Genomic DNA, 19,844 nt, shown 5'->3' with positions numbered 1-19,844 from the left:
CGGCCGGGATGACCACCAAGACCAACGAGCTGCGCGAGCGCCGCAAGGAGCGTCTCCGCCACAAGCTGAGCCAGGCCCGCTATGGCCGGGTTCGCCTGTCCGTGTTCCGGTCCTCCAAGCAGATCTACGCCCAGGTCATCGACGACCAGGCCGGCAAGACCCTTGCCGCCGCCTCGTCGATCGAGAAGGACCTGCGCGGGTCGCTGAAGACCGGCGCCACCATCGAGGCCGCGGCCGCGGTCGGCAAGCTCCTCGCGGAGCGCGCCAAGGCGGCCGGCGTCGACAAGGTCGTGTTCGATCGTGGACACTACCTGTATCACGGCCGGGTCAAGGCCCTAGCCGATGCCGCCCGTGAGGGCGGCCTGGACTTCTGAGGAGCACGCGTATGGCACGCGAAAGCAGAGACTCGCGCGGTCCTCGGGATCGTGGCGACAAGCGCCCGAGCGAGCGGGATGCCGGTGAGGAGCTGATCGAGAAGCTCGTCCACATCAACCGCGTCGCGAAGGTGGTGAAGGGCGGCCGGCGCTTCGGCTTCGCCGCCCTGGTGGTCACCGGCGACGGCCGCGGTCGGGTCGGTTACGGCTCGGGCAAGGCCCGTGAGGTGCCGGAGGCGATCCGCAAGGCGACCGAGCAGGCGAAGCGCAGCATGATCCGTGTTCCCCTGCGCGAGGGCCGGACGCTGCATCACGACATCCTGGGTCACTTCGGCGCCGGCAAGGTCCAGCTCCGCAGCGCCACCCAGGGCACCGGGATCATCGCCGGCGGCCCGATGCGCGCGATCTTCGAGGCGCTGGGCGTCCAGGACGTCGTCGCCAAGTCGATCGGCACGTCGAACCCGCACAACATGATCAAGGCGACCTTCGAGGCGCTGCGGACGATCGAGGGCCCGCGGGCCGTCGCCGCCCGGCGCGGCAAGCGCGTCGCCGACATCATCGGCAGCCCGGCGGGCAAGCGCGAGGGTGGCGTCGAGGTGGTGGAGGCCGCGAATGGCTGACAAGTCGACCGTGATCGTCACCCAGATCGGCAGCCCGATCGGCCGCCGGCAGGACCAGCGCCAGACGCTGGTCGGCCTCGGCCTCAACAAGCTGCATCGCACCCGCGAGCTGGAGGACACTCCGGCGGTGCGCGGGATGATCGAGAAGGTCAAGCACCTGGTGCGGGTCGAGCAGGCGGGCTGAGGCCCGTCTGTTCCTGAGGAGCAATCATGACGAAACTCAACGATCTCCGCGACAATGCGGGCGCGCGCAAGTCGCGCATCCGCGTCGGTCGCGGCATCGGCTCCGGCAAGGGCAAGACCGGCGGCCGTGGTGTGAAGGGACAGAAGAGCCGTACCGGCGTCGCCCTCAAGGGCTTCGAAGGCGGCCAGATGCCGATCTACATGCGGCTGCCGAAGCGGGGCTTCAACAACAAGAAGTTCCGGTCGAACTACGCCGTGGTCAATCTCGGCCGCCTGCAGAAGGCGATCGAGGCCGGCCGCGTCGACGCGGCCAAGCCGGTCGATGCCGAGGCGCTGGTCGCCGGCGGCCTGATCGCCAAGACGCTCGACGGCGTCCGTCTGCTGGCCAAGGGCGAGATCTCGGCCAAGGTCACCCTGCACGTCCACAGCGCCTCGGCGGCTGCGGTCGCGGCGGTGGAGAAGGCCGGCGGCTCGGTGGTCCAGACCAGCCCGGCCCCGGCCGAGGCTGTCGACAGTGACGCAGGGGCGTCGTCCCAGGCTTAACGCCGCCGTCCAACGCGGGTAAAACAGGGGCGGGGACCGCGCATGTTCGCAGTCCCCGCCTTTTTCATTCGAGGCCGTGCATGGCATCTGCTGCAGAACAGCTCGCTGCGAACCTGAACTTCGGCGCCTTCGCCAAGGCCACGGAGCTCCGCAAGCGCATCTGGTTCACCCTTGGCGCGCTGATCATCTACCGCATCGGCACCTATGTGCCGATTCCGGGCATCGATCCCCGCGTGCTGTCGGAGATCTTCACCCAGCAGGGCGGCGGTCTCCTCGGCATCCTGAACATGTTCGCCGGCGGCGCGCTGGGCCGCATGACGATCTTCGCCCTGAACATCATGCCGTACATCTCGGCCTCCATCATCATCCAGCTCCTGACGGCGGTGTCGCCGACGCTCGAGGCGCTGAAGAAGGAGGGCGAGGCCGGGCGCAAGAAGATCAACCAGTACACCCGCTACTTCACGGTGGTGCTGGCCACGGCCCAGGCCTATGCGCTGGCGGTCGGCCTCGAGAGCGTGCACGGCTCGGTCGGCGCGGCGGTGGTGGATCCCGGCTGGTACTTCCGCTTCACCACGGTGGTCACCATCGTCGGCGGCACCATGTTCCTGATGTGGCTGGGCGAGCAGATCACCTCGCGCGGCGTCGGCAACGGCATCTCGCTGATCATCTTCACCGGCATCGTCGCCTCGCTGCCGCACGCCCTGGTGCAGATGCTCGAGCTCGGGCGCACCGGCGCGCTGTCGCCCTTCGTCATCCTGGTGCTGCTGGTGCTCTGCGTGGCGGTGATCTTCTTCATCGTCTACATGGAGCGGGCGCAGCGCCGCCTGCTGGTGCAGTACCCGAAGCGCCAGGTCGGCAACCGCATGTTCGGCGGCGAGAGCTCGCACCTGCCGCTCAAGCTCAACACCTCGGGCGTGATCCCGCCGATCTTCGCCTCGTCGCTGCTGCTGCTGCCGGCGACGCTGGTCGGCTTCGCCGGCAACCAGGCGGAAGGCGCCGGCGGCTGGGTGTCCTGGATCGCGAGCCAGCTGGCGCATGGCCAGCCGCTGTTCATGGCGCTCTATGCCGGGCTGATCATCTTCTTCTGCTTCTTCTACACCGCGATCGTCTTCAATCCGGAGGAGACGGCCGACAACCTGAAGAAGTATGGCGGCTTCATCCCCGGCATCCGCCCGGGCAAGTCGACCGCCGACTACATCGACTACGTGCTGACCCGGATCACGGTGATCGGTGCCGCCTATCTGACGGTGGTCTGCCTGCTGCCGGAGTTCCTGACGTCGCAATACGCGGTGCCGTTCTACTTCGGCGGCACCAGCCTCTTGATCGTCGTCACGGTCACCATGGACACGGTGGCCCAGGTCCATTCCCATCTCCTGGCCCATCAGTATGAAGGGCTGATCAAGAAATCGAAGCTGCGGGGGAGCCGTCGATGAATCTGATCCTGTTGGGCCCGCCCGGGGCAGGGAAGGGGACGCAGGCGAAACGGCTGGAGGATCGGTACGGGCTGAAGCAGCTCTCGACCGGCGACATGCTGCGGGCGGCGATCGCCGCCGGCACGCCGCTGGGCCGGCAGGTGAAGGAGGTCCTGGACCGCGGCGATCTGGTCACCGACGAGACCATGCTCGACATGATCGCGGAGCGGATCGCGCAGCCCGACTGCGACCGCGGCTTCATCCTCGACGGCTTCCCGCGCACCGTGCGCCAGGCCCAGGGGCTGGACGAGATGCTGGGCCGGCACGGCAAGTCGCTGGCCGTGGTGATCGAGATGAAGGTCGACGAGGCGGCTCTGTTCGCCCGGGTCGCCAACCGCGCCGCCCAGTCGGCCGAGAAGCGCTCCGACGACACCGAGGAGACGCTGCGCAAGCGCCTCGGCGTCTATCGCGAGCAGACCGCGCCGATCATCCCCTATTACCGCGACAAGGGGCTCCTGAAGGCGGTCGACGGCATGGCCGACATGGACGCGGTCACCCGGCAGATCGAGGCCATCCTCGGCCTGCAAGCGGCGGACGCGGCCTCCTGACCGAAGAGGCCGGGACACACAATCAGGGCGGCCTTCGGGCCGCCTTTTTTATGATCTCGGGCCGGCCGCGGCGGCTGCGACGATCCAGTCGCGGAAGGCGCGGATCTTGGGCCGGTGGCGCTGGTCCGCGGCGTAGACCAGCCAGTAGCCCTTGGCGCGATCGACCAGGAGCGGGAAGGGCGCGACCAGCCGTCCGGTGGCCAGGTCCTCGGCAAAGAGGTCGGGCGTGACCAGGGCCGCCCCGAGCCCGCCCGCGGCGGCCTGCGCCGAGGCTGCCTGGTTGTCGAAGCGCGGCGCCGGCTTTCGAAGCGCCGCCGGGGCATCGACGCCGGCGGCCTCGAACCAGGCATCCCAGCTCATGCTCATGCCGATCAGCGGCAGCGACAGCACATCCGCCGGTTTGCGCAGCCCGGCCGCGAGTCGGGGCGCCACCACGCAGGCGAGGCGAACCTCCAGCAGCCTGTGGGCGATGAAGCGCGGCGGAAAGCCGCTTGGCCCGGCGCGGATCTCGATATCGGCGGCGAGCTCGCCGTCGATGCTGTCGCCGAGTTCGGTGCTGGTGGCGAGCTTGACCGCAAGCTCTGGATGCGCGGCCTGGAAGGCGCCGAGCCGCGGCGCCAGCCAATGGGTGGTGAAGGTGGGCACCGACACGATCGACAGGGTGCGGCCCGCCGCATCCGTCTCGCCGCCGACCGCGGCGCGCAGCCGGCCGAAGGCGTCGACCGCCTCGGCCGCCAGCCGCTCCCCGGCCTCGGTCAGGGCCAGGCTGCGGCCGCGGCGGGCGAACAGCGGCGCGCCCAGCCGCTCCTCCAGCCGCTTGACGTGATAGCTGACGGCCGCCTGGGTCAGCCCCAGCTCCTCCGCTGCGCGGGTGAAGCTGACATGCCGCGCCGCCGCCTCGAAGGCGTGCAGGGCGGGCAAAGGCAGGCTGTCGGTCGGCATGGCTCAGTATAAGCCTGGCTTATGATCGGCGGCGAGGCCCTGCGTGGTTCAGCGGCAGGAGGCGGCGCATCGTCCGCCGATCCTTTCCAGCCAGGATAGCCGCGATGGCAACTGATGCCCCCACCTTCCTCAACCCCGACATGATGCCGGCGCCGAACGGCTATTCCCAGGTGGTGCTGATCCCGGCCGGCGCCCGGCTGGTCCAGCTCGCCGGCCAGGTCGGCATCCGTCCGGACGGGTCGATCGCCGCGCCGGACTTCGCCGGCCAGGCGGTGCAGGCCTTCGAGAACGTCAAGGCCGGCCTGGCCGCCGCCGGCAGCGGCTTCGAGCACGTGATCCGGCTCGGCATGTTCGTCACCGACTTCGCCGCCCAGGGCCCGATCCTGCGCGAGGTGCGCGACCGCTACGTCAACGTGGCGGCGCCGCCGGTGAGCACGACGCTGCAACTGTCGCGCTTCTTCCGCGAAGGGCTGTTGTTCGAGCTCGACGTGCTCGCCGTGGTGCCGGGATGAGCACGGTGCCGGCCGTCCCTTCGGCTCGGCTGCCGACGGCGGTGCGCTGCCTTGCCGGAAAAGTGCTGTCGTTCGCGTCGCTGCTGCGGCGCCGTCGCCCGGTGCTGCGGCCGGGCGACCTCTCCGAGCATCTCCGGGCCGATCTGGGGCTCGAGAGGTGGCGGGGCTGGCAAAAGCCGCCCCGGGGCTTCCTCTGAGGTCACCCGATCGCGAGGACGGCTCCAATCGTTGCGTCTGGACGACCTATCCGCCCAGCTGCAGGCAGATCTGGGCTTCGAGAAGACGCAATCGCAGCTCCTTAGACGCCAGCCGACATCCTGGCTGATCGAAACCGGCGTGATACCCTTCTCCGACCGGTTTGCGCCGATGGGCCTGCCAGCCGGAATTTCGAGGGGGATTTCATGAAGCTTTTGGAAATGGGCGCCGGTCTGGCCGTCGCGCTCTTGCTTGCCGCATGCAACACCGCAGCGCCTAAGGCCCAGCCGTCGGCATCGGCTGCCGACGCCGGCGTGGTGGCGTCCTCGGCTCAGCCGGCGACCGGGACGGTCCGGGGACGCGGCTACGTTATCCTGCCTACCGGCGACATGGTCACTTGTGCCCGGCTGAAGGTGCTGGCCGTCGGGCCGAACGCTCCCAAGGATCGGGGAGTTCAGCGGGATGCCACATGCAATTCACAGGGATATTTCGAGTTCACCGACTTGCCGGCCGGGGTGTGGAACCTGAAAACGATCGCCTTATGGCGGATCCGCGACACGGACACAGCGCAGGGGATCCAGCTATGGGAGGACGGTGTGCGGGTCGAGGCGGGCCAGGAAACGAACGCGACTGTCGCCCGGATCCTTTGCTGCAGCCGTGATGCCAGCAATGTCGGTTGGGTGGAGTTCTTCACGGTCGACCTGAAGACTGGAAAGGTCGGCGGATCGCCCTGGTGAGATGAACTGGCGGCCGGACCGGCCCGTTGCGGGTCAGGTCCGACCGCTGCTTCGTCATCCGATCGCGATCACGATCTTGCCGACATGGCCCGCCGCCTCGAGGTGGCGGTAGGCGTCCTTCGCCTGCTCGAACGGGAAGACCCGGTCGATCACCGGCTTGATGCCGGCCCGGGCGATGTGCCGGTTCATCGCCTCGAACATCTGGCGCGAGCCGACATAGAGGCCGCGCAGCGTCACCGACCGGCCGATCAGGGGCGTCGGCTCGAACGGGCTGCCGGCGGTCAGCACGCCGATCAGATGGACGAAGCCGCCGATCCGGGTGGCGGCGATCGACTTCGGCACGGTGCCGGCACCGCCGACCTCGATGACGTGATCGACGCCGCGCCCGCCGGTCAGCCGCAGCACCTCCTTCTCCCACTCCGGATGGCGGCGGTAGTTGACCAGCTCGGCGGCGCCCAGGGCCTTCGCCTGCTCCAGCTTGGCGTCGCTGGAGGAGGTGGCGATCACCCGCGCTCCGGCAGCGTGGGCGAACTGCAAGGCCAGGATCGAGACGCCGCCGGTGCCCAGCACCAGCACGGTCTCGCCCGGCTGCAGCGGATGCTGGCCGCCATAGAGCGCGTTCCAGGCGGTCACCCCGGCGCAGGGCAGGGCCGCGCCTTCCTCGAAGGACAGGTGGTCGGGCAGATGCACCAGCCCGTCCTGGTCGAAAACCCGGTGCTCGGCCAGCACGCCATGGGCCGCGCCGCCCAGGGCGCTGGCCTGGTCGGCCGCGTCGATCTCGCCGCCGATCCAGCTCTGCATGAAGATGCCGGCGACGCGGTCGCCGACCTTGACCCGGGTGACGTCCGGGCCGACCGCCACCACCTCGCCGGCGCCGTCCGACAGCGGCACCAGGTCGGGCCGCGGCGCGCCGCGGCCGTAGCGGTCGGTGGCGACCATCAGATCGCGGTAGTTCAGCGACGCCGCGCGCAGCCGGACCAGCGCCTGGCCGCGGCTGGGGGCCGGCGTCTCGGTCTCGGCGAGGGTGAGGTCATCGATGCTGCCGATGCGGGGAAGGCGGTACTGGCGCATGGCTCCAGGTCTCCGATGTGTCGGGATCGCCGCCGGATAGCGGCATGGGCGCTATGTTGCGGCTTGCAGGCCTCGACGCAAGAAGGCAACATTTCTTGCCATAGGATACTCCTTTGCACCTATGGAGACGAAATGCCGCCACGAGAACAGGCCCGCCGGTCCTACGGCTGCGCGGTCGAGGTCACGCTCGCCGTCATGGGCGGCAAGTGGAAGCCGGTGATCCTGTACCAGCTGCTGGACGGGCCGAAGCGCTTCGGCGAGTTGCGGAAGACCGTCGGCGGCGCGACGCAGCGCTCGCTGACGCTGCAGCTGCGCGAGCTGGAGGCGGACGGCATCCTGAACCGGCGGGTCTTCGCCGAGGTGCCGCCGCGGGTGGAGTATTCGCTGACCGAATACGGCCGCACCCTGGCCCCGGTGCTCGACGCCATGAAGGCCTGGGGGCAGAGCTTCCGGGACCGGGTGGAGGGAACGGCCGAGGCGGCGTAGGGGAGGACCGGTCCGGTCCGGGCCCTCCCCGGGGCGCCTCAATACATGTGCTGGCCGCCGTTGATCGACAGGGTCGAGCCGGTGATGAAGCCGCCCTCGTCATCGACCAGGAACAGCACGCCGCGGGCGATCTCCGACGCCTTGCCCAGGCGGCCGACCGGCACCTTGGCGACGATCTTCTCCAGCACGTTCGGCGGCACGGCGCGGACCATGTCGGTGTCGATGTAGCCGGGCGCGATGGCGTTGACGGTGATGCCCTTGCCGGCACCTTCCTGCGCCAGCGCCTTGGTGAAGCCGTGGATGCCGGACTTCGCCGCGGCGTAGTTCACCTGGCCGTACTGGCCGGCCTGGCCGTTGATCGAGCCGATGTTGACGATCCGGCCGAAATTGCGCGCCCGCATGCCGTCGATGACGCAGCGGCACATGTTGAAGCAGGAGCCGAGATTGGTGTCGATCACCGCGTCCCAGGCATGGCGGTCCATCTTGTGGATGGTGCCGTCGCGGGTGATGCCGGCGTTGTTGACCAGCACCTCGACCGGCCCGAGCTCGGCCTCGATCCTGGCGATCGCGGCCTGGCACTGCTCGAAATCGGCGACGTCGAACTTGTAGACGCTGATGCCGTGCCGCTCGCTGAAGGCGCGGGCGGCGTCATCATTGCCGGCATAGGTCGCGGCGACCTTGTAGCCCTTCTCCTTCAGGGCCAGCGAGATCGCCTCGCCAATCCCTCTCGTCCCGCCGGTCACCACCGCTACACGTCCCATAGCGTCCTCCCAGGGTTGGATTTGAAGGGCCGCCGGCCGCGACGAGAGAGATCGGCGGGCGGCCCCGGAAGCGGCGCCTCAGCGGAGAGGCGCCGGTCTCAGCGTTCGACGCAGAGCGCGATGCCCATGCCGCCGCCGATGCACAGGGTGGCCAGGCCCCTCTTCGCGTCCCGCCGGCCCATCTCGTACAGCAGGGTGGTCAGGATCCGGGCGCCCGACGCGCCGATCGGGTGGCCGATGGCGATGGCGCCGCCATTGACGTTCACCCGGGCCGGGTCCCAGCCCATATCCTTGTTCACCGCGCAGGCCTGGGCGGCGAAGGCCTCGTTGGCTTCGACCAGGTCCAGCTGCTCGGCGGTCCAGCCGGCCTTCTTCAGCGCCGCGCGGCTGGCCGGGATCGGGCCCGAGCCCATCACCGCCGGGTCGACGCCGGCCGTGGCCCAGGAGGCGATGCGGGCCAGCGGAGTGATGCCCCGACGCGCCGCTTCCTCCTCGGTCATCAGCACCAGCGCCGCGGCGCCGTCATTGAGGCCGGAGGCGTTGCCGGCGGTGACCGTGCCCTCCTTATCGAAGGCCGGGCGCAGCTTGGCCAGCACCTCAATCGTGGTGTCCGGCTTCAGGTACTCGTCGGCGTCGATCACGGTGTCGCCCTTGCGGCCCTTGACCGTGACCGGGACGATCTCGTCCTTGAACCGGCCCTCGCGCTGCGCCGCCGCCGCCTTCTGCTGCGACGCCAGCGCGAAGCGGTCCTGCTCGTCGCGGGTGATCTGCCACTGCCGGGCCACGTTCTCCGCCGTGTTGCCCATGTGATAGCCGTTGAAGGCGTCCCACAGCCCGTCGCGGATCATGGTGTCGACCATCTTGGCGTCGCCCATCTTGGTGCCGCTGCGCAGATGCAGCGCGTGCGGCGCCAGCGACATGCTCTCCTGCCCGCCGGCGACGACGATGCGGGCGTCGCCCAGGGCGATCGCCTGGCCGCCCAGCGCCACCGTGCGCAGGCCGGAGCCGCAGACCTGGTTGATGCCGTAGGCGGTGGCCTCGCGCGGGATTCCGGCGGCGATCGCGGCCTGGCGCGCCGCGTTCTGGCCGACGGCGGCGGTCAGCACCTGGCCCAGCACCACCTCGTCGACCTCGGCGGCCTCGACCTTGGCCCGGCCCAGCGCCGCGGTGATCGCGGCGGTGCCCAGCTCATGCGCCGGCACGGCGGCGAAGGCACCGCTGAAGGCCCCGACCGGCGTGCGCGCGGCTGCGGCGATGACGACATTGGTCATAGGGGCGTTTCCCTTTGCTGTTCGGCGCGGCCGGGCCGCACCGGTCGAATTGCGCTAAGGTGACGATAGCCACTGCCCTTCCGCCTGTGCAACCGCGACGGGAGGGGCTGGGCGAAGGGGGGAGGGATCGATGCGCAAGTCGTTGCTGCGGGCCTTGGCGCTGGCCGCGCTGGTGGGAACGATGCCGGCGCTGGCGGCCGAGGATTGCGCCGCCATTGCCGCGCGTGCGGCCGCGGCCTGGCGGGCGAAGGCGACCGTGTCCGGCCTCGCCGGGATCGACGACGCCACCGCCGCCTGCGTCCAGAAGACGCTGGTCCGGGACCTCGCGCCCGATGCCGGTCCGCCGGTCGGCTACAAGGTCGGCCTGACCGGCAAGGCGATGCAGGAACGGCTGGGCGTCGACCATCCGGTCTCGGGCGTGCTGCTGCAGCGGATGCTGCTGGCGCCGGGCACGCCGGTCCCGGCCGGCTTCGCCGCCAGGCCGCTGGTCGAGGCCGACTTGGTCGCCGTGATCGGCGACGCCGGCGTCAACCAGGCGAAGACGCCGGCCGAGGTGCTGGCGCATCTCTCGGCGCTCCGCCCCTTCATCGAGCTGGCCGACCTGGCCCTGGCGCCGGACGAGAAGCCGACCGCGGCCTCGATTGCTGCAATTAATGTGGGTGCGCGCCTCGGCGTGCTGGGAGAGCCGATCGCGATCGACCCCGGCTTCGCCGAGCGGTTGGCGACGATGACGGTCTCGCTGGCCGACGGCAGCGGCAAGGTGCTGACCGAGGCGCCGGGCGCCGCCATCCTCGGCCATCCGCTGAACGCGGTGACCTGGCTGGCGCAGGACCTCGCGGCGCGGGGCGAGGCGCTGCGGCCGGGGCAGCTGGTCAGCCTCGGTTCCTTCGGCCCGCCGGCGCAGCCGGCGCCCGGCGGGACCGTGACGCTGCGCTACGACGGGCTTTCGGCCGCGCCGGTGACGTTGTCCCTCCGGTTCGAATAGCGGCGGCCAGCCATGCCGCCAGCGGCCGCCAGACCTGGGTCTCGGCGCCGCCGGCGACCACCATGCCGATATGGCCGAGCGTCGGCTCGATCCGCTCGGCGCCCGGCATGCGCTCGGCCAAAGCGCGGGCGCTGGCCGGCGGCACGATGCGGTCGCGGGCCGGGATCAGGTGCAGGCTGGGCCGGCGGATCGCCTCCGGCCGCACCGGCGCGCCGTCGATCCGCCATGCGCCGCGGCCGGGCATGTTCTCGCCATACCAGCCGGCCAGGCATTCCAGCGCCACCGGCCCCGGCAGCGGGATGCCGTCGTTCAGCCAGTCTTCGAGCGCCACGAAGCGTTCCGCTTCTGGTGAGCCGGGGGCCAGCCGGCCGAAGGCGCTGAACTTGCGCAGGGCGGTCAGCGGGTCGAGCGTGGTGAACAGCGCCTGGATGCCGTCGACCGGCAGTACGCCGAGCGACGCGATGACGGCCAGGCTGGCCGCCGCCGCCATCCGGCCGATCTCGGCCTGGTGCGGTGCATCGGCATGGAAGTCCCAAGGGGCGGCCATGAAGGCGATGCCGGCGATGTCGTCCGGTCGCCGCGCCGCCAGCGCCGCCGCCAGCGTGCCGCCCATGCAGTAGCCCAGCAGCCCGACCGGTCCTTTCGCAGCCGCGAGAACGGCGTCCAGCGCCGGCTCCAGCCGCCGCAGGAGCACGTCGGTCAGGGTGAAGTCGCGCTCGGCCGCGTCCGGCACGTCCCATTCGAGCAGCAGCGGCCGCAGGCCCTGCGCCGACAGGAAGCGCAGCAGGCTGCGCTCCGCCGTCAGATCCAGCACATAGGCGCGGTTGACCATCGACGGCACCACCAGCAGCGGCAGCCCGTCGGCGGGGCCCCCCTCCGTCGACCCGTAGTCCCGCAGCCGGGCCGATCCGTCCCGCCACAGCACCGGTGCCTCCGGCAGGCCGCGGCGATAGGGGTGGCGGATGTAGCGCTCCAGCCCGGTCAGGAAGCCGGCGGCGCGCCGCGTCGCCTCCCGCGCCAGGGCGGCGCCGGCGGCGTCAGGGGGTAGGCTTGCGAGGCGTTCGGCGGCGCGGCGCAGCGGCTCCGGCCACAGCGGCTTCGAGCCGGGCGACGCGTTCCTCGAGAGCGGCAATGCGGCGATCCCGCTCGTCAGGCTCGCCGCCGCCGCGGCCAGATGCAGCGGCAGCGGCCGGGGGCCGAGGCGCAGCGTCATCGCCGGCCCTCCCGCTTAAGCCCGTCATGATCCGCGACACATGGCCGGGATCCAGCAGGGCGGCCCAGCCGCGCAGCGTCTCGGGATCGGTCAGGGTTGCGGTCCAATGCTCTTGCCAGAGATCGAGGAAGCGGCGGGCCAGGTCGTCCGGGCTGTCGCCGTCGCCGGGCGGCGGATCATGGGGCGGTTTCGGCGCGGTCATCGGCGGCGATCATAGTCGGCCCCGCCGGGCCTGCCTATGCCCGGCGCGTGTTGCGATGCGAAAGGATCGTGACATGCCGCCCCGGTCGGACCAGTATAGGCCTCAATTCAGTGAAAGCGGCCGTGAGCCCGCGGCCGGAAGAAGCGATAGGGACACCCATGCCGACCAGTCAGGCCGCCCCTGGAACCGCCCCGTCGGCCGAGGAGCCGAAGAGCGCTCCCATCACCATCAAGAAATATGCCAACCGCCGGCTCTACAACACCGCGACGTCGAGCTATGTGACGCTCGAGAACCTGGCCCAGATGGTCAAGGACGGCACGGAATTCGTGGTCTACGACGCCAAGACCGGCGAAGACATCACCCGCTCGGTGCTGACCCAGATCATCGTCGAGGAGGAGGGCAAGGGCCAGAACATGCTGCCGATCGGCTTCCTGCGGCAGCTGATCAGCCTGTACGGCGACAACCTGCAGTTCATGGTGCCGCGCTACCTCGAATCCTCGATGGAGGCCTTCGCCCGCAACCAGGACCAGATGCGCCAGTACTTCAAGGACGTCAGCGGGGTGTTCCCGTTCGGCGGCGCGCTGGAGGAAATGGGCAAGCAGAACATGGCCCTGTTCGAGCGGGCGATGCAGATGTTCACCCCCTTCGGCCCCCAGGCCGGCAAAGGTGGGCAGCCCTCCCAGCCGGCGGCACCGGCGCCGGCCGCCGCTCCGTCGGAGCAGGGATCGATCGATACGCTGCGCCAGAAGCTCGATGACCTGCAGCGCCAGATCGAGGCGATCAACAAGCCGAAGCGGTGACCGGGCGCAGACGTAGGTTCAACCGTAAGCGATCAGCCGGCCGAGGGCGCCGGCAAAAAACCAGAGCACGATCGACCCCGCCGCCTGGATCCGGCCGAGCAGCGGCGGGGTATGGTCCCAGTCGGGCAGCGAGCGCTGCCACAGCCAGCGGAAGGCGATCGCGTTGGCCAGCGCCGCCGCGATCACCAGGATCTTCAACTGAAAGATGTCGGTCGCGGCCAGCGGCCCGGCATCGGCGGCGAACAGCGCAGCACCGGTCGCGGCCATCAGCGCCAGGCCGACCAGCGCGACCCGGGTCAGCAGGCGCGACACCACGCGGACCGGCAGCGCGCGGCCGAAGCCGACGAGGCGGAGGTCGAGCAGCCCGATGCCGCCGACCAGCAGCACCAGCCCGAGCAGGTGCAGCAGGTTGGCCGCCGGGTAGAGCCACAGCGAATCGCGCATCAGCGCGCCGAAAGGGGAGTGCTCGAGCAGCGCCGCGCCCTCGGCGAGAAGGCCGCTGCCCCTGGGGCCGTGCTCCATCGGCTCAGCGCAGCTCGACGGTGCGGCCGCCGATCGTGATCCGCTCGGCCCGCATCTCGTCCGCGACCGCCCGGCTGGGATAGCCGACCACGGTCACGGGCGTGCCGACGGCCAGGTCCTCGCGCGGCAGGCCGCGCCGGTCCATGCGCGACGGCGGCGACAGCACCACCTGCCAGGTCTTGCCCTCCTGGGTCAGGGTGATCAGGCCATGCGGGTTCTGGTAGCTCGCGGTCTCGATCGGCCCCGAGAGCGTGAGCGTGGTGTTGGCGTCGTAGGAGCTCCAGCCGTGATGGGCCAGGGCGGTGGCGGGCACGAGGGCCGCCAGCAGGACGATCGGCACGCTGCGGGGCATCGGTCTTCTCCCGGCGCTGATGGGCCTCCGTATCAGGTTGGGTGCCGGCTCCGCGATGCAATCTCCCGGGCAGAAAAAAGCCCCGCCGAAGCGGGGCTGCCCGAAGCAGGGAGGGACGATCCCGTCACTCCTCGTCGGTCGACACCAGCTGGATGTAGTTCTGCACGCCCATCTGGCTGATCAGGTATTGCTGCGATTCGAGCCAGTCGATGTGCTCCTCGGTGTCGCCCAGGATCTTCAGCAGGATGTCCTTGGAGACGAAGTCGCGCACCGATTCGCAATGCGCCATCGCCTCCTTCACCGTCTTCTGGTTGAAGGTCTCGAGGCCGAGATCGGATTCCAGCATCTCCGGCACGTTCTCGCCGATGCCGAGCTTGCCGAGATCCTGCAGGTTCGGCAGGCCTTCCAGCACCAGGATGCGCTCGATCAGCAGATCGGCATGCTTCATCTCGCCGATCGATTCCTCATACACCTTCTTGGCCAGGCGCTTGATGTCCCAGTTCTTGAGCATCCGCGCATGCAGGAAATACTGGTTGATCGCGGTCAGTTCGTTCTTCAGCACCGCGTTCAGGTGGGTGATGACTTTCTTGTCGCCCTGCATCGTCGCCTCGGCCGGTGTTCGTCAATTCGGAGGGCGCACCTTAGAACGATTACAGGATTCCGTAAAGTTTTACTTCTGTGATTGAGAAACAATCGCAGCTTTATTGCAATTCATTCCCGATCTCTGCGGGCGAGGCGGCGCCGAGCGCCAGCAAGGCCAAGCTTTCCGCCATCAGCGGATAGGCCGCCGCCGCATCCAGCCGCGGCACGGCGGGCGTCCGCGCCGTGTCGAGCCAGGGGTGCCAGGCGCCGCCGGGCGGCAGGACGAAGGGGATGTCCGCCGGCCCGGGGTTGAGCAGCAGCAGCAGCGGCGGCGTGCCCGGCTCGCTCAGCAGCACGCCGAGGCCGACGCCGGCCGGGTCGTCCCAGTCGGCCGAGGCCATGGGCTGGCCGTCCGGCCGCAGCCAGGCGATGTCGGGCAGGTCGTCCGGCCCATCCGGGGCACCGTGCAGGAACCGGGGCTGGCGCAGGGCCGGATGGACCCGGCGCAGCGCCACGACCCGGGCCGCGAAATCGAGGAAGGCGGGATCGGCGGCGGCCCAGTCCGGCCAGGTCAGCGGTCCGTCCTGGCAATAGGCGTTGTTGTTGCCCTGCTGGCTGTGGCCCAGCTCGTCGCCGCCCAGCAGCATCGGCACGCCCTGGCTGAACAGCAGCGTGGCCAGCAGGTTGCGCCGCCGGCGCAGCCGCCGGGCCAGGATCGCCGGATCGTCGGTCGGCCCCTCGACGCCGCCATTGTCGGAATGGTTGTCGCCGGTGCCGTCGCGGTTGCCCTCGCCATTCGCCTCGTTGTGCTTCTGCGCGTAGGAGACGAGGTCGGCCAGGGTGAAGCCGTCATGGGCGGTGACGAAGTTGATGCTGGTCCGGGCGCCGCGGCCGTCACGGTCGAACAGGTCGGCGGAGGCCGAGACGCGCCGCGCCAGCTCCGGCCGCTGGCCCGGATCGCCACGCCAGGCACGGCGGACGCCGTCGCGGTATCGGTCGTTCCACTCCGACCAGCCCGTGGGGAATTCGCCGACGCGCCAGCCGCCGGGCCCGATGTCCCAGGGCTCGGCGATCAGCTTGGCATGGGCCAGCACCGGGTCCTGCGCCACCGCCTGCAGGAAGGGGGCGGCGGGGGTGAACTCGCACTCCACCCGGGCCAGGGTGGTGGCCAGGTCGAAGCGGAAGCCGTCGACATGCGCCGCCTCGACCCACCAGCGCAGGCTGTCCATCACCATCTGCAGCACCCGCGGATGGCCGAGGTCGAGCGCGTTGCCGGTGCCGGTCGGGTTGAACGGCTCGCGCCGGTCATGTGCCGCGTGCTGGTAGTAGGACAGGTTGTCGATGCCGCGGAAGTTCAGGGTCGGGCCGAAGACGTCGCTTTCCGCCGTGTGGTTGTAGACGACGTCGAGGATCACCTCGATGCCGGCCCGGTGCAGCGCCTTGACCGCGTTGCGCAGCGCCTCCAGCGGAGGCAGGGGGCCGGCATAGGACGGATGGACGGCGAAGAAGGCGGCGGTGTTGTAGCCCCAGTAGTTCTTCAGGCCGCGCTCCACCAGCGCCCGCTCGTCCAGGAAGGCGTGCACCGGCATCAGCTCGACCGCGGTGACGCCGAGCCGGTGCAGATGGTCGACCATCACCGGATGGGCCAGCCCGCCCAGCGTGCCGCGCAGCGGCTCCGGCACGCCCGGGTGGCGCATGGTCAGGCCGCGGACATGGGCCTCGTAGATCACCGTGTCGGACCAGGGCGTGCGCGGCGCCTCGTCGCCCTCCCAGTCGTGGGCCGGGTCGACCACCACCGATTTCGGCACGAAGGGGGCGCTGTCGCGCGGGTCGAAGGACAGGTCGGCCGCCGGGTCGCCGCGGGTGTAGCCATGCACCGAATCGTCCCACCGGAAGCCGCCGGCCAGGCCGCGGGCATAGGGGTCCAGCAGCAGCTTGTTCGGGTTGAAGCGGTGGCCGTCCAAGGGTGCATAGGGACCGTGGACGCGGAAGCCGTAGACCGTGCCGGCCCCGGCGCCGGGCAGAAAACCGTGCCAGACCTGGTCGGTGCGGGCCGGCAGGTCCCGGCGCGCGACCTCCTGCCGCCCCTCGGCATCGAACAGGCACAGCTCGACCCGCTCGGCATGGGCGGAGAACAGGGCGAAATTCACCCCGTCCGCCGCCGGCGTGGCGCCGAGCGGCCAGGGGCGTCCGGCCGGAATCCGATCGGGCAGCGGCATCGCGGGGTTCCTTCGATCCTGTCCCGCGGGCAGGATGGGGCCCGCGGCGGGGGGCCGTCCACCGGCCATCGCGCCGCCGCCACCGCCGACACGTTTTCACCAAGTTTCGCCGCTAGGCGTTGCCCAGCCGACCTGCCGAAAGGACCGACCGCGTGACGACCCTCGCCGATCCCGACCACAGCCCGGCCGCGCCGACCGATCCGCACCAGGTTCCCCCGCGCGATCCGGAAGGGCCGCGAATCGCCGTCATCGCCGCGATCATCGTTGCCTTCGTCGCCCTGGTCGCGGCGATCTATCTCGGCGTCGAAAGCCGCAGCGCCGGCCAGTCCCGCGACGGGCTGCAGGGCCGGCTGGAGGCGGCGGAGCAGGAGCTGGCGGCGCTGAAGCGGGCCGGCGCCGACCGCGACGCGCTGAAGGCCGAATCGGAAAAGCTGCAGGCCCTGCTCCAGCAGGGCCGGGCCGCCCTGGCGGATGCCACCCGGCGCCGCGACCAGGCGGCGCAGGAGGCCGACGCGGCCGCGGCGCGGATCCAGGCGACGCAGCAGCAGGCGCAGGCCGCCGATTCGCAGCTCGCCGCCAGGCAGGCGGAGATCGCCGATGCCGATGGCCGGCTGGAGCAGCTGCGTGGGCAGGAGGCGGCGCAGCGCGACAGCTACGGCCGGCTCAACGCCGACGCCGCCGCGGTGAACGGCCAGCTGGCGCAGGCGACCGAGCAGCTGGGCAAGACCCAGGGCGACCTGGCCGCGGTCCGCCAGCAGCTCGCCGACCTGCAGGCCCAGATCGCCCGCACGGCGGAGGAGCTGAAGCGCCAGGCCGAGGCGGCGAAGCCGTAGCGGCGGGGCAGCTTCACCGCCCATACCACCAGAAATCGTAGGTTGGGTTCGCCCTGGCGAACCCAACGCGCGACCTGTGCCTGTTGGGTTCGCTGCCGCGAACCCAACCTACATCGGACTGGATCGCCGCCTCACCCCGCCCATTCGAACAGCACGGTCGCCAGCGGCGGCAGGGTGACGAGCATCGAGCAGGGGCGGCCATGCCAGGGTGCGGTTTCGGCCTCGACCCCGCCGAAATTGCCCATGCCGGAGCCGCCATAGATCTGGGCGTCGGTGTTCAGCCGCTCGACCCAGCGGCCGCCATGGGGCACGCCGATGCGGTAGCCCTGGCGCGGCACCGGGGTGAAGTTCGACACCGCCAGCACCGGCCGGTCGCCCTCGTTGCCGCGGCGCAGCCAGACCAGGATCGAATCGGCGCTGTTGCTGGCGTCGACCCAGTCGAAGCCCTGCGGCTCGCAGTCGTGCACATGCAGGGCCGGCAGCTCGCGGTACAGGCGGTTCAGGTCGCCGATCAGCCGCTGCACCCCGGCATGGCGCTCGCCGTCCAAGAGGTGCCAGTCCAGGCTGCGGTCGTGGTCCCATTCGTTGCGCTGGGCGAACTCGCCGCCCATGAACAGCAGCTTCTTGCCCGGATGGGCCCACATGAAGCCGTAATAGGCGCGAAGGTTGGCGAATTGCTGCCAGTCGTCGCCCGGCATCTTGCCCAGCAGCGACCCCTTGCCGTGCACCACCTCGTCGTGGCTCAGCGGCAGCACGAAGTTCTCGCTGAAGGCGTAGAGCAGGCCGAAGGTCAGGTCGGAATGGTGCCAGTGGCGGTGCACCGGGTCCTTCTGCATGTAGCGCAGGGTGTCGTTCATCCACCCCATGTTCCACTTGTAGCCGAAGCCCAGGCCCCCGAGATGGGCGGGGCGCGACACGGCGGGCCAGGCGGTCGATTCCTCGGCCACGGTGGTCACGCCTTCGTGCCGGCCGAACACCTCGACATTGGTCTGGCGCAGGAACTCCACCGCCTCCAGGTTCTCGCGGCCGCCGAAGCGGTTCGGCACCCATTCCCCGGCCTTGCGGCTGTAGTCGAGGTAGAGCATCGAGGCCACGGCATCGACCCGCAGACCGTCGACATGGAAGCGGTCGAGCCAGAAGAGGGCATTGCCGAGCAGGAAGTTGCGCACCTCGGCCCGGCCGTAATTGTAGATCAGCGTGCCCCAGTCCTGGTGCATGCCCTGGCGCGGATCGGCGTGCTCGTAGAGGGCGGTGCCGTCGAACCGGGCCAGGCCGTGCTCGTCCTTGGGGAAATGCCCGGGCACCCAGTCCAGCAGCACTCCCAGCCCAGCGCGGTGGCAGCGGTCGACGAAGGCGGCGAAATCCTCCGGCGGGCCGAAGCGGCTGGTCGGGGCATAGAGGCCGATCGGCTGATAGCCCCAGGACCCGTCGAACGGATATTCGCTGACCGGCAGCAGCTCGATATGGGTGAAGCCGAGGCCGGCGGCGTAGGGCACCAGCTGGTCGCCCAGCTCGCGCCAGGACAGCGGCCGGCCGCCGTCCTCCGGCACCCGGCGCCACGAGCCGGGATGCACCTCGTAGATGCTGATCGGCGCGTCGCGCCGCTGCGCCGCCGCGCGCCCGACCAGCCACTGGCCGTCGTCCCAGCTGGGGTCGGGCAGGCCGTGCACGATCGAGGCGGTCTTCGGCGGATGCTCGGCCCGGAAGGCGAAGGGGTCGGTCTTCAGCGGCAGCAGGTCGCCGGTCGGGCCGCGGATCTCGAACTTGTAGGCCGCGCCGGGTCCGACGCCGGGCAGGAAGATCTCCCACACGCCGATGCCGGGATGCAGCCGCATCGGGTGCAGCCGGCCGTCCCAGCTGTTGAAGTCGCCGACCACGGCGACGCGGCGGGCGTTCGGCGCCCAGACGGCGAAGACCGTGCCGTCCACCCCGTCCAGCGTCCGCGGATGGGCGCCGAGCCGCTCATAGAGCTCCAGATGCGTGCCCTCGCCCAGCAGATGGAGGTCGAGCTCGCCGAAGCTGGACGGGAAGCGATAGGGATCCTCGATCTCCCACATCCCGCCGGCCGTGCCGTAGTCGATGCGCAGCCGGTAGCGCTGCGGGAAGGGGCGATCGATCCGGCCGTCGAACACCCCGTCGGCATGCCGCCGGGCCAGCCGTGCCAGCACCGCGCCGCTGTCCGGGTCGATCGCCTCGACCGCCACGGCGTCGGGGCGGAAGCAGCGCAGCACCGTGCCGCTTCCGGCGGGATGGGGGCCGAGCACGCCGAACGGGTCGCGGTGGTCGGAGGCGGCCAGCGCCGCGATGTCGGCCGGCTCGGTCAGGCTGTCCCGGGCGTCCGTCTCGGCCGGTGGTCGGGCGGCGTGCGTCATCGAGGCCTCCATCCTCCCGTGATCTTGACCGGTTCCTGCCGGAAACAAC

At 70.5% G+C, this 19,844-nt stretch carries 23 protein-coding genes; 13 read left to right on the top strand and 10 right to left on the bottom strand.

Annotation, left to right across the window (positions count from 1 at the left end; translation table 11 throughout):
• The first annotated feature begins 8 nt into the window (after positions 1–8).
• The 6 genes from rplR to ACFW16_RS12235 all read left to right on the top strand — a co-directional run bounded on the left by rplR (position 9) and on the right by ACFW16_RS12235 (position 3,740).
• Positions 9–374, top strand: a complete 366-nt coding sequence (gene rplR, locus ACFW16_RS12260; protein WP_034836977.1) for a 50S ribosomal protein L18 — start codon at positions 9–11, stop codon at positions 372–374.
• 11 nt (positions 375–385) lie between these two features.
• Entirely contained in the window at positions 386–994 is a 609-nt protein-coding gene (gene rpsE / locus ACFW16_RS12255) for a 30S ribosomal protein S5 (protein WP_380305219.1), read from the top strand.
• Positions 987–1,178, top strand: coding sequence for a 50S ribosomal protein L30 (gene rpmD, locus ACFW16_RS12250; protein WP_342241628.1), 192 nt, complete (start codon positions 987–989; stop codon positions 1,176–1,178). The genes rpsE and rpmD overlap by 8 nt, the downstream gene beginning before the upstream one ends.
• A 26-nt stretch (positions 1,179–1,204) precedes the next feature.
• Entirely contained in the window at positions 1,205–1,720 is a 516-nt protein-coding gene (rplO, locus tag ACFW16_RS12245; protein WP_380305216.1) for a 50S ribosomal protein L15, read from the top strand.
• An 80-nt stretch (positions 1,721–1,800) separates the two neighbouring features.
• Positions 1,801–3,153, top strand: a complete 1,353-nt coding sequence (secY, locus tag ACFW16_RS12240) for a preprotein translocase subunit SecY (RefSeq protein WP_380305214.1) — start codon at positions 1,801–1,803, stop codon at positions 3,151–3,153.
• Positions 3,150–3,740 (top strand): adenylate kinase, encoded by a 591-nt coding sequence (locus ACFW16_RS12235; protein ID WP_380305212.1) that lies wholly within the window; start codon positions 3,150–3,152, stop codon positions 3,738–3,740. The genes secY and ACFW16_RS12235 overlap by 4 nt, the downstream gene beginning before the upstream one ends.
• Before the next feature lie 48 nt (positions 3,741–3,788).
• Here ACFW16_RS12235 and ACFW16_RS12230 read toward each other — a convergent pair whose 3' ends face one another.
• Positions 3,789–4,682, bottom strand: a complete 894-nt coding sequence (locus ACFW16_RS12230; protein WP_380305210.1) for a LysR substrate-binding domain-containing protein — start codon at positions 4,680–4,682, stop codon at positions 3,789–3,791.
• A gap of 104 nt (positions 4,683–4,786) precedes the next feature.
• On the opposite strand from ACFW16_RS12230, the gene ACFW16_RS12225 reads away from it, so the two are divergent.
• The 3 genes from ACFW16_RS12225 (at position 4,787) to ACFW16_RS12215 (ending at position 6,126) form a co-directional block, all read left to right on the top strand.
• Positions 4,787–5,194 (top strand): RidA family protein, encoded by a 408-nt coding sequence (locus tag ACFW16_RS12225; RefSeq protein ID WP_380305208.1) that lies wholly within the window; start codon positions 4,787–4,789, stop codon positions 5,192–5,194.
• Positions 5,191–5,391, top strand: coding sequence for a hypothetical protein (locus tag ACFW16_RS12220; RefSeq protein ID WP_380305206.1), 201 nt, complete (start codon positions 5,191–5,193; stop codon positions 5,389–5,391). Before ACFW16_RS12225 ends, ACFW16_RS12220 begins: the two co-directional genes overlap by 4 nt.
• Before the next feature lie 204 nt (positions 5,392–5,595).
• Entirely contained in the window at positions 5,596–6,126 is a 531-nt protein-coding gene (locus ACFW16_RS12215; protein ID WP_380305204.1) for a carboxypeptidase-like regulatory domain-containing protein, read from the top strand.
• A gap of 54 nt (positions 6,127–6,180) precedes the next feature.
• Here ACFW16_RS12215 and ACFW16_RS12210 read toward each other — a convergent pair whose 3' ends face one another.
• A complete protein-coding gene (locus ACFW16_RS12210) occupies positions 6,181–7,197 on the bottom strand; it encodes an NAD(P)-dependent alcohol dehydrogenase (RefSeq protein WP_380305202.1) in 1,017 nt (338 codons plus the stop codon).
• 132 nt (positions 7,198–7,329) lie between these two features.
• Between ACFW16_RS12210 and ACFW16_RS12205 the strand changes: the two genes are divergently transcribed.
• Positions 7,330–7,683, top strand: a complete 354-nt coding sequence (locus ACFW16_RS12205) for a winged helix-turn-helix transcriptional regulator (protein WP_380305200.1) — start codon at positions 7,330–7,332, stop codon at positions 7,681–7,683.
• Positions 7,684–7,721: 38 nt separating this feature from the next.
• Here ACFW16_RS12205 and phbB read toward each other — a convergent pair whose 3' ends face one another.
• Entirely contained in the window at positions 7,722–8,444 is a 723-nt protein-coding gene (gene phbB, locus ACFW16_RS12200) for an acetoacetyl-CoA reductase (RefSeq protein ID WP_380305198.1), read from the bottom strand.
• Between the two features lie 98 nt (positions 8,445–8,542).
• Entirely contained in the window at positions 8,543–9,715 is a 1,173-nt protein-coding gene (locus ACFW16_RS12195) for an acetyl-CoA C-acetyltransferase (RefSeq protein WP_380305196.1), read from the bottom strand.
• A 130-nt stretch (positions 9,716–9,845) separates the two neighbouring features.
• On the opposite strand from ACFW16_RS12195, the gene ACFW16_RS12190 reads away from it, so the two are divergent.
• The gene (locus ACFW16_RS12190; protein ID WP_380305194.1) at positions 9,846–10,700 is read left to right on the top strand and encodes a 2-keto-4-pentenoate hydratase; all 855 of its coding nucleotides are present in this window, start codon (positions 9,846–9,848) and stop codon (positions 10,698–10,700) included.
• Here ACFW16_RS12190 and ACFW16_RS12185 read toward each other — a convergent pair.
• Complete coding sequence (locus tag ACFW16_RS12185; RefSeq protein WP_380305192.1) at positions 10,588–11,913, bottom strand: alpha/beta fold hydrolase; 1,326 nt, start codon at positions 11,911–11,913, stop codon at positions 10,588–10,590. The genes ACFW16_RS12190 and ACFW16_RS12185 overlap by 113 nt on opposite strands.
• 360 nt (positions 11,914–12,273) lie before the next feature.
• Here ACFW16_RS12185 and phaR point away from each other — a divergent pair, with 360 nt between their 5' ends.
• Positions 12,274–12,915, top strand: a complete 642-nt coding sequence (gene phaR / locus ACFW16_RS12180) for a polyhydroxyalkanoate synthesis repressor PhaR (protein ID WP_380305190.1) — start codon at positions 12,274–12,276, stop codon at positions 12,913–12,915.
• Positions 12,916–12,933: 18 nt separating this feature from the next.
• Here the strand turns inward: phaR and ACFW16_RS12175 are convergent, their stop codons facing one another.
• The 4 genes from ACFW16_RS12175 to glgX all read right to left on the bottom strand — a co-directional run bounded on the left by ACFW16_RS12175 (position 12,934) and on the right by glgX (position 16,590).
• The gene (locus ACFW16_RS12175; protein WP_380305188.1) at positions 12,934–13,437 is read right to left on the bottom strand and encodes a hypothetical protein; all 504 of its coding nucleotides are present in this window, start codon (positions 13,435–13,437) and stop codon (positions 12,934–12,936) included.
• 4 nt (positions 13,438–13,441) lie between these two features.
• A complete protein-coding gene (locus tag ACFW16_RS12170; RefSeq protein WP_380305186.1) occupies positions 13,442–13,789 on the bottom strand; it encodes a DUF6152 family protein in 348 nt (115 codons plus the stop codon).
• Between the two features lie 124 nt (positions 13,790–13,913).
• Entirely contained in the window at positions 13,914–14,390 is a 477-nt protein-coding gene (bfr, locus tag ACFW16_RS12165) for a bacterioferritin (RefSeq protein WP_380305184.1), read from the bottom strand.
• A 100-nt stretch (positions 14,391–14,490) separates the two neighbouring features.
• On the bottom strand, positions 14,491–16,590 hold the full coding sequence (gene glgX, locus ACFW16_RS12160) for a glycogen debranching protein GlgX (protein ID WP_380305182.1): 2,100 nt from the start codon (positions 16,588–16,590) through the stop codon (positions 14,491–14,493).
• A gap of 152 nt (positions 16,591–16,742) precedes the next feature.
• Here glgX and ACFW16_RS12155 point away from each other — a divergent pair, with 152 nt between their 5' ends.
• A complete protein-coding gene (locus ACFW16_RS12155; protein ID WP_380305180.1) occupies positions 16,743–17,423 on the top strand; it encodes a hypothetical protein in 681 nt (226 codons plus the stop codon).
• Positions 17,424–17,554: 131 nt separating this feature from the next.
• Here ACFW16_RS12155 and glgB read toward each other — a convergent pair whose 3' ends face one another.
• Entirely contained in the window at positions 17,555–19,795 is a 2,241-nt protein-coding gene (gene glgB / locus ACFW16_RS12150; RefSeq protein WP_380305178.1) for a 1,4-alpha-glucan branching protein GlgB, read from the bottom strand.
• Positions 19,796–19,844 lie beyond the last annotated feature (49 nt).

Origin of the sequence: Inquilinus sp. NPDC058860, assembly GCF_042743185.1 — a bacterium.
Lineage (GTDB): Bacteria > Pseudomonadota > Alphaproteobacteria > DSM-16000 > Inquilinaceae > Inquilinus.
Note: the sequence above shows the minus strand (reverse complement) of the source record. Positions and strands in the feature narration are given on the sequence as shown.

What these genes read in the sequence shown, in the direction of transcription:
- rplR (WP_034836977.1), top strand. Translation starts at nt 9, where the DNA reads ATGACCACCAAGACCAACGAGCTGCGCGAGCGCCGCAAGGAGCGTCTC.
- rpsE (WP_380305219.1), top strand. Translation starts at nt 386, where the DNA reads ATGGCACGCGAAAGCAGAGACTCGCGCGGTCCTCGGGATCGTGGCGAC.
- rpmD (WP_342241628.1), top strand. Translation starts at nt 987, where the DNA reads ATGGCTGACAAGTCGACCGTGATCGTCACCCAGATCGGCAGCCCGATC.
- rplO (WP_380305216.1), top strand. Translation starts at nt 1,205, where the DNA reads ATGACGAAACTCAACGATCTCCGCGACAATGCGGGCGCGCGCAAGTCG.
- secY (WP_380305214.1), top strand. Translation starts at nt 1,801, where the DNA reads ATGGCATCTGCTGCAGAACAGCTCGCTGCGAACCTGAACTTCGGCGCC.
- ACFW16_RS12235 (WP_380305212.1), top strand. Translation starts at nt 3,150, where the DNA reads ATGAATCTGATCCTGTTGGGCCCGCCCGGGGCAGGGAAGGGGACGCAG.
- ACFW16_RS12230 (WP_380305210.1), bottom strand. Translation starts at nt 4,682, where the DNA reads ATGCCGACCGACAGCCTGCCTTTGCCCGCCCTGCACGCCTTCGAGGCG.
- ACFW16_RS12225 (WP_380305208.1), top strand. Translation starts at nt 4,787, where the DNA reads ATGGCAACTGATGCCCCCACCTTCCTCAACCCCGACATGATGCCGGCG.
- ACFW16_RS12220 (WP_380305206.1), top strand. Translation starts at nt 5,191, where the DNA reads ATGAGCACGGTGCCGGCCGTCCCTTCGGCTCGGCTGCCGACGGCGGTG.
- ACFW16_RS12215 (WP_380305204.1), top strand. Translation starts at nt 5,596, where the DNA reads ATGAAGCTTTTGGAAATGGGCGCCGGTCTGGCCGTCGCGCTCTTGCTT.
- ACFW16_RS12210 (WP_380305202.1), bottom strand. Translation starts at nt 7,197, where the DNA reads ATGCGCCAGTACCGCCTTCCCCGCATCGGCAGCATCGATGACCTCACC.
- ACFW16_RS12205 (WP_380305200.1), top strand. Translation starts at nt 7,330, where the DNA reads ATGCCGCCACGAGAACAGGCCCGCCGGTCCTACGGCTGCGCGGTCGAG.
- phbB (WP_380305198.1), bottom strand. Translation starts at nt 8,444, where the DNA reads ATGGGACGTGTAGCGGTGGTGACCGGCGGGACGAGAGGGATTGGCGAG.
- ACFW16_RS12195 (WP_380305196.1), bottom strand. Translation starts at nt 9,715, where the DNA reads ATGACCAATGTCGTCATCGCCGCAGCCGCGCGCACGCCGGTCGGGGCC.
- ACFW16_RS12190 (WP_380305194.1), top strand. Translation starts at nt 9,846, where the DNA reads ATGCGCAAGTCGTTGCTGCGGGCCTTGGCGCTGGCCGCGCTGGTGGGA.
- ACFW16_RS12185 (WP_380305192.1), bottom strand. Translation starts at nt 11,913, where the DNA reads ATGACGCTGCGCCTCGGCCCCCGGCCGCTGCCGCTGCATCTGGCCGCG.
- phaR (WP_380305190.1), top strand. Translation starts at nt 12,274, where the DNA reads ATGCCGACCAGTCAGGCCGCCCCTGGAACCGCCCCGTCGGCCGAGGAG.
- ACFW16_RS12175 (WP_380305188.1), bottom strand. Translation starts at nt 13,437, where the DNA reads ATGGAGCACGGCCCCAGGGGCAGCGGCCTTCTCGCCGAGGGCGCGGCG.
- ACFW16_RS12170 (WP_380305186.1), bottom strand. Translation starts at nt 13,789, where the DNA reads ATGCCCCGCAGCGTGCCGATCGTCCTGCTGGCGGCCCTCGTGCCCGCC.
- bfr (WP_380305184.1), bottom strand. Translation starts at nt 14,390, where the DNA reads ATGCAGGGCGACAAGAAAGTCATCACCCACCTGAACGCGGTGCTGAAG.
- glgX (WP_380305182.1), bottom strand. Translation starts at nt 16,590, where the DNA reads ATGCCGCTGCCCGATCGGATTCCGGCCGGACGCCCCTGGCCGCTCGGC.
- glgB (WP_380305178.1), bottom strand. Translation starts at nt 19,795, where the DNA reads ATGACGCACGCCGCCCGACCACCGGCCGAGACGGACGCCCGGGACAGC.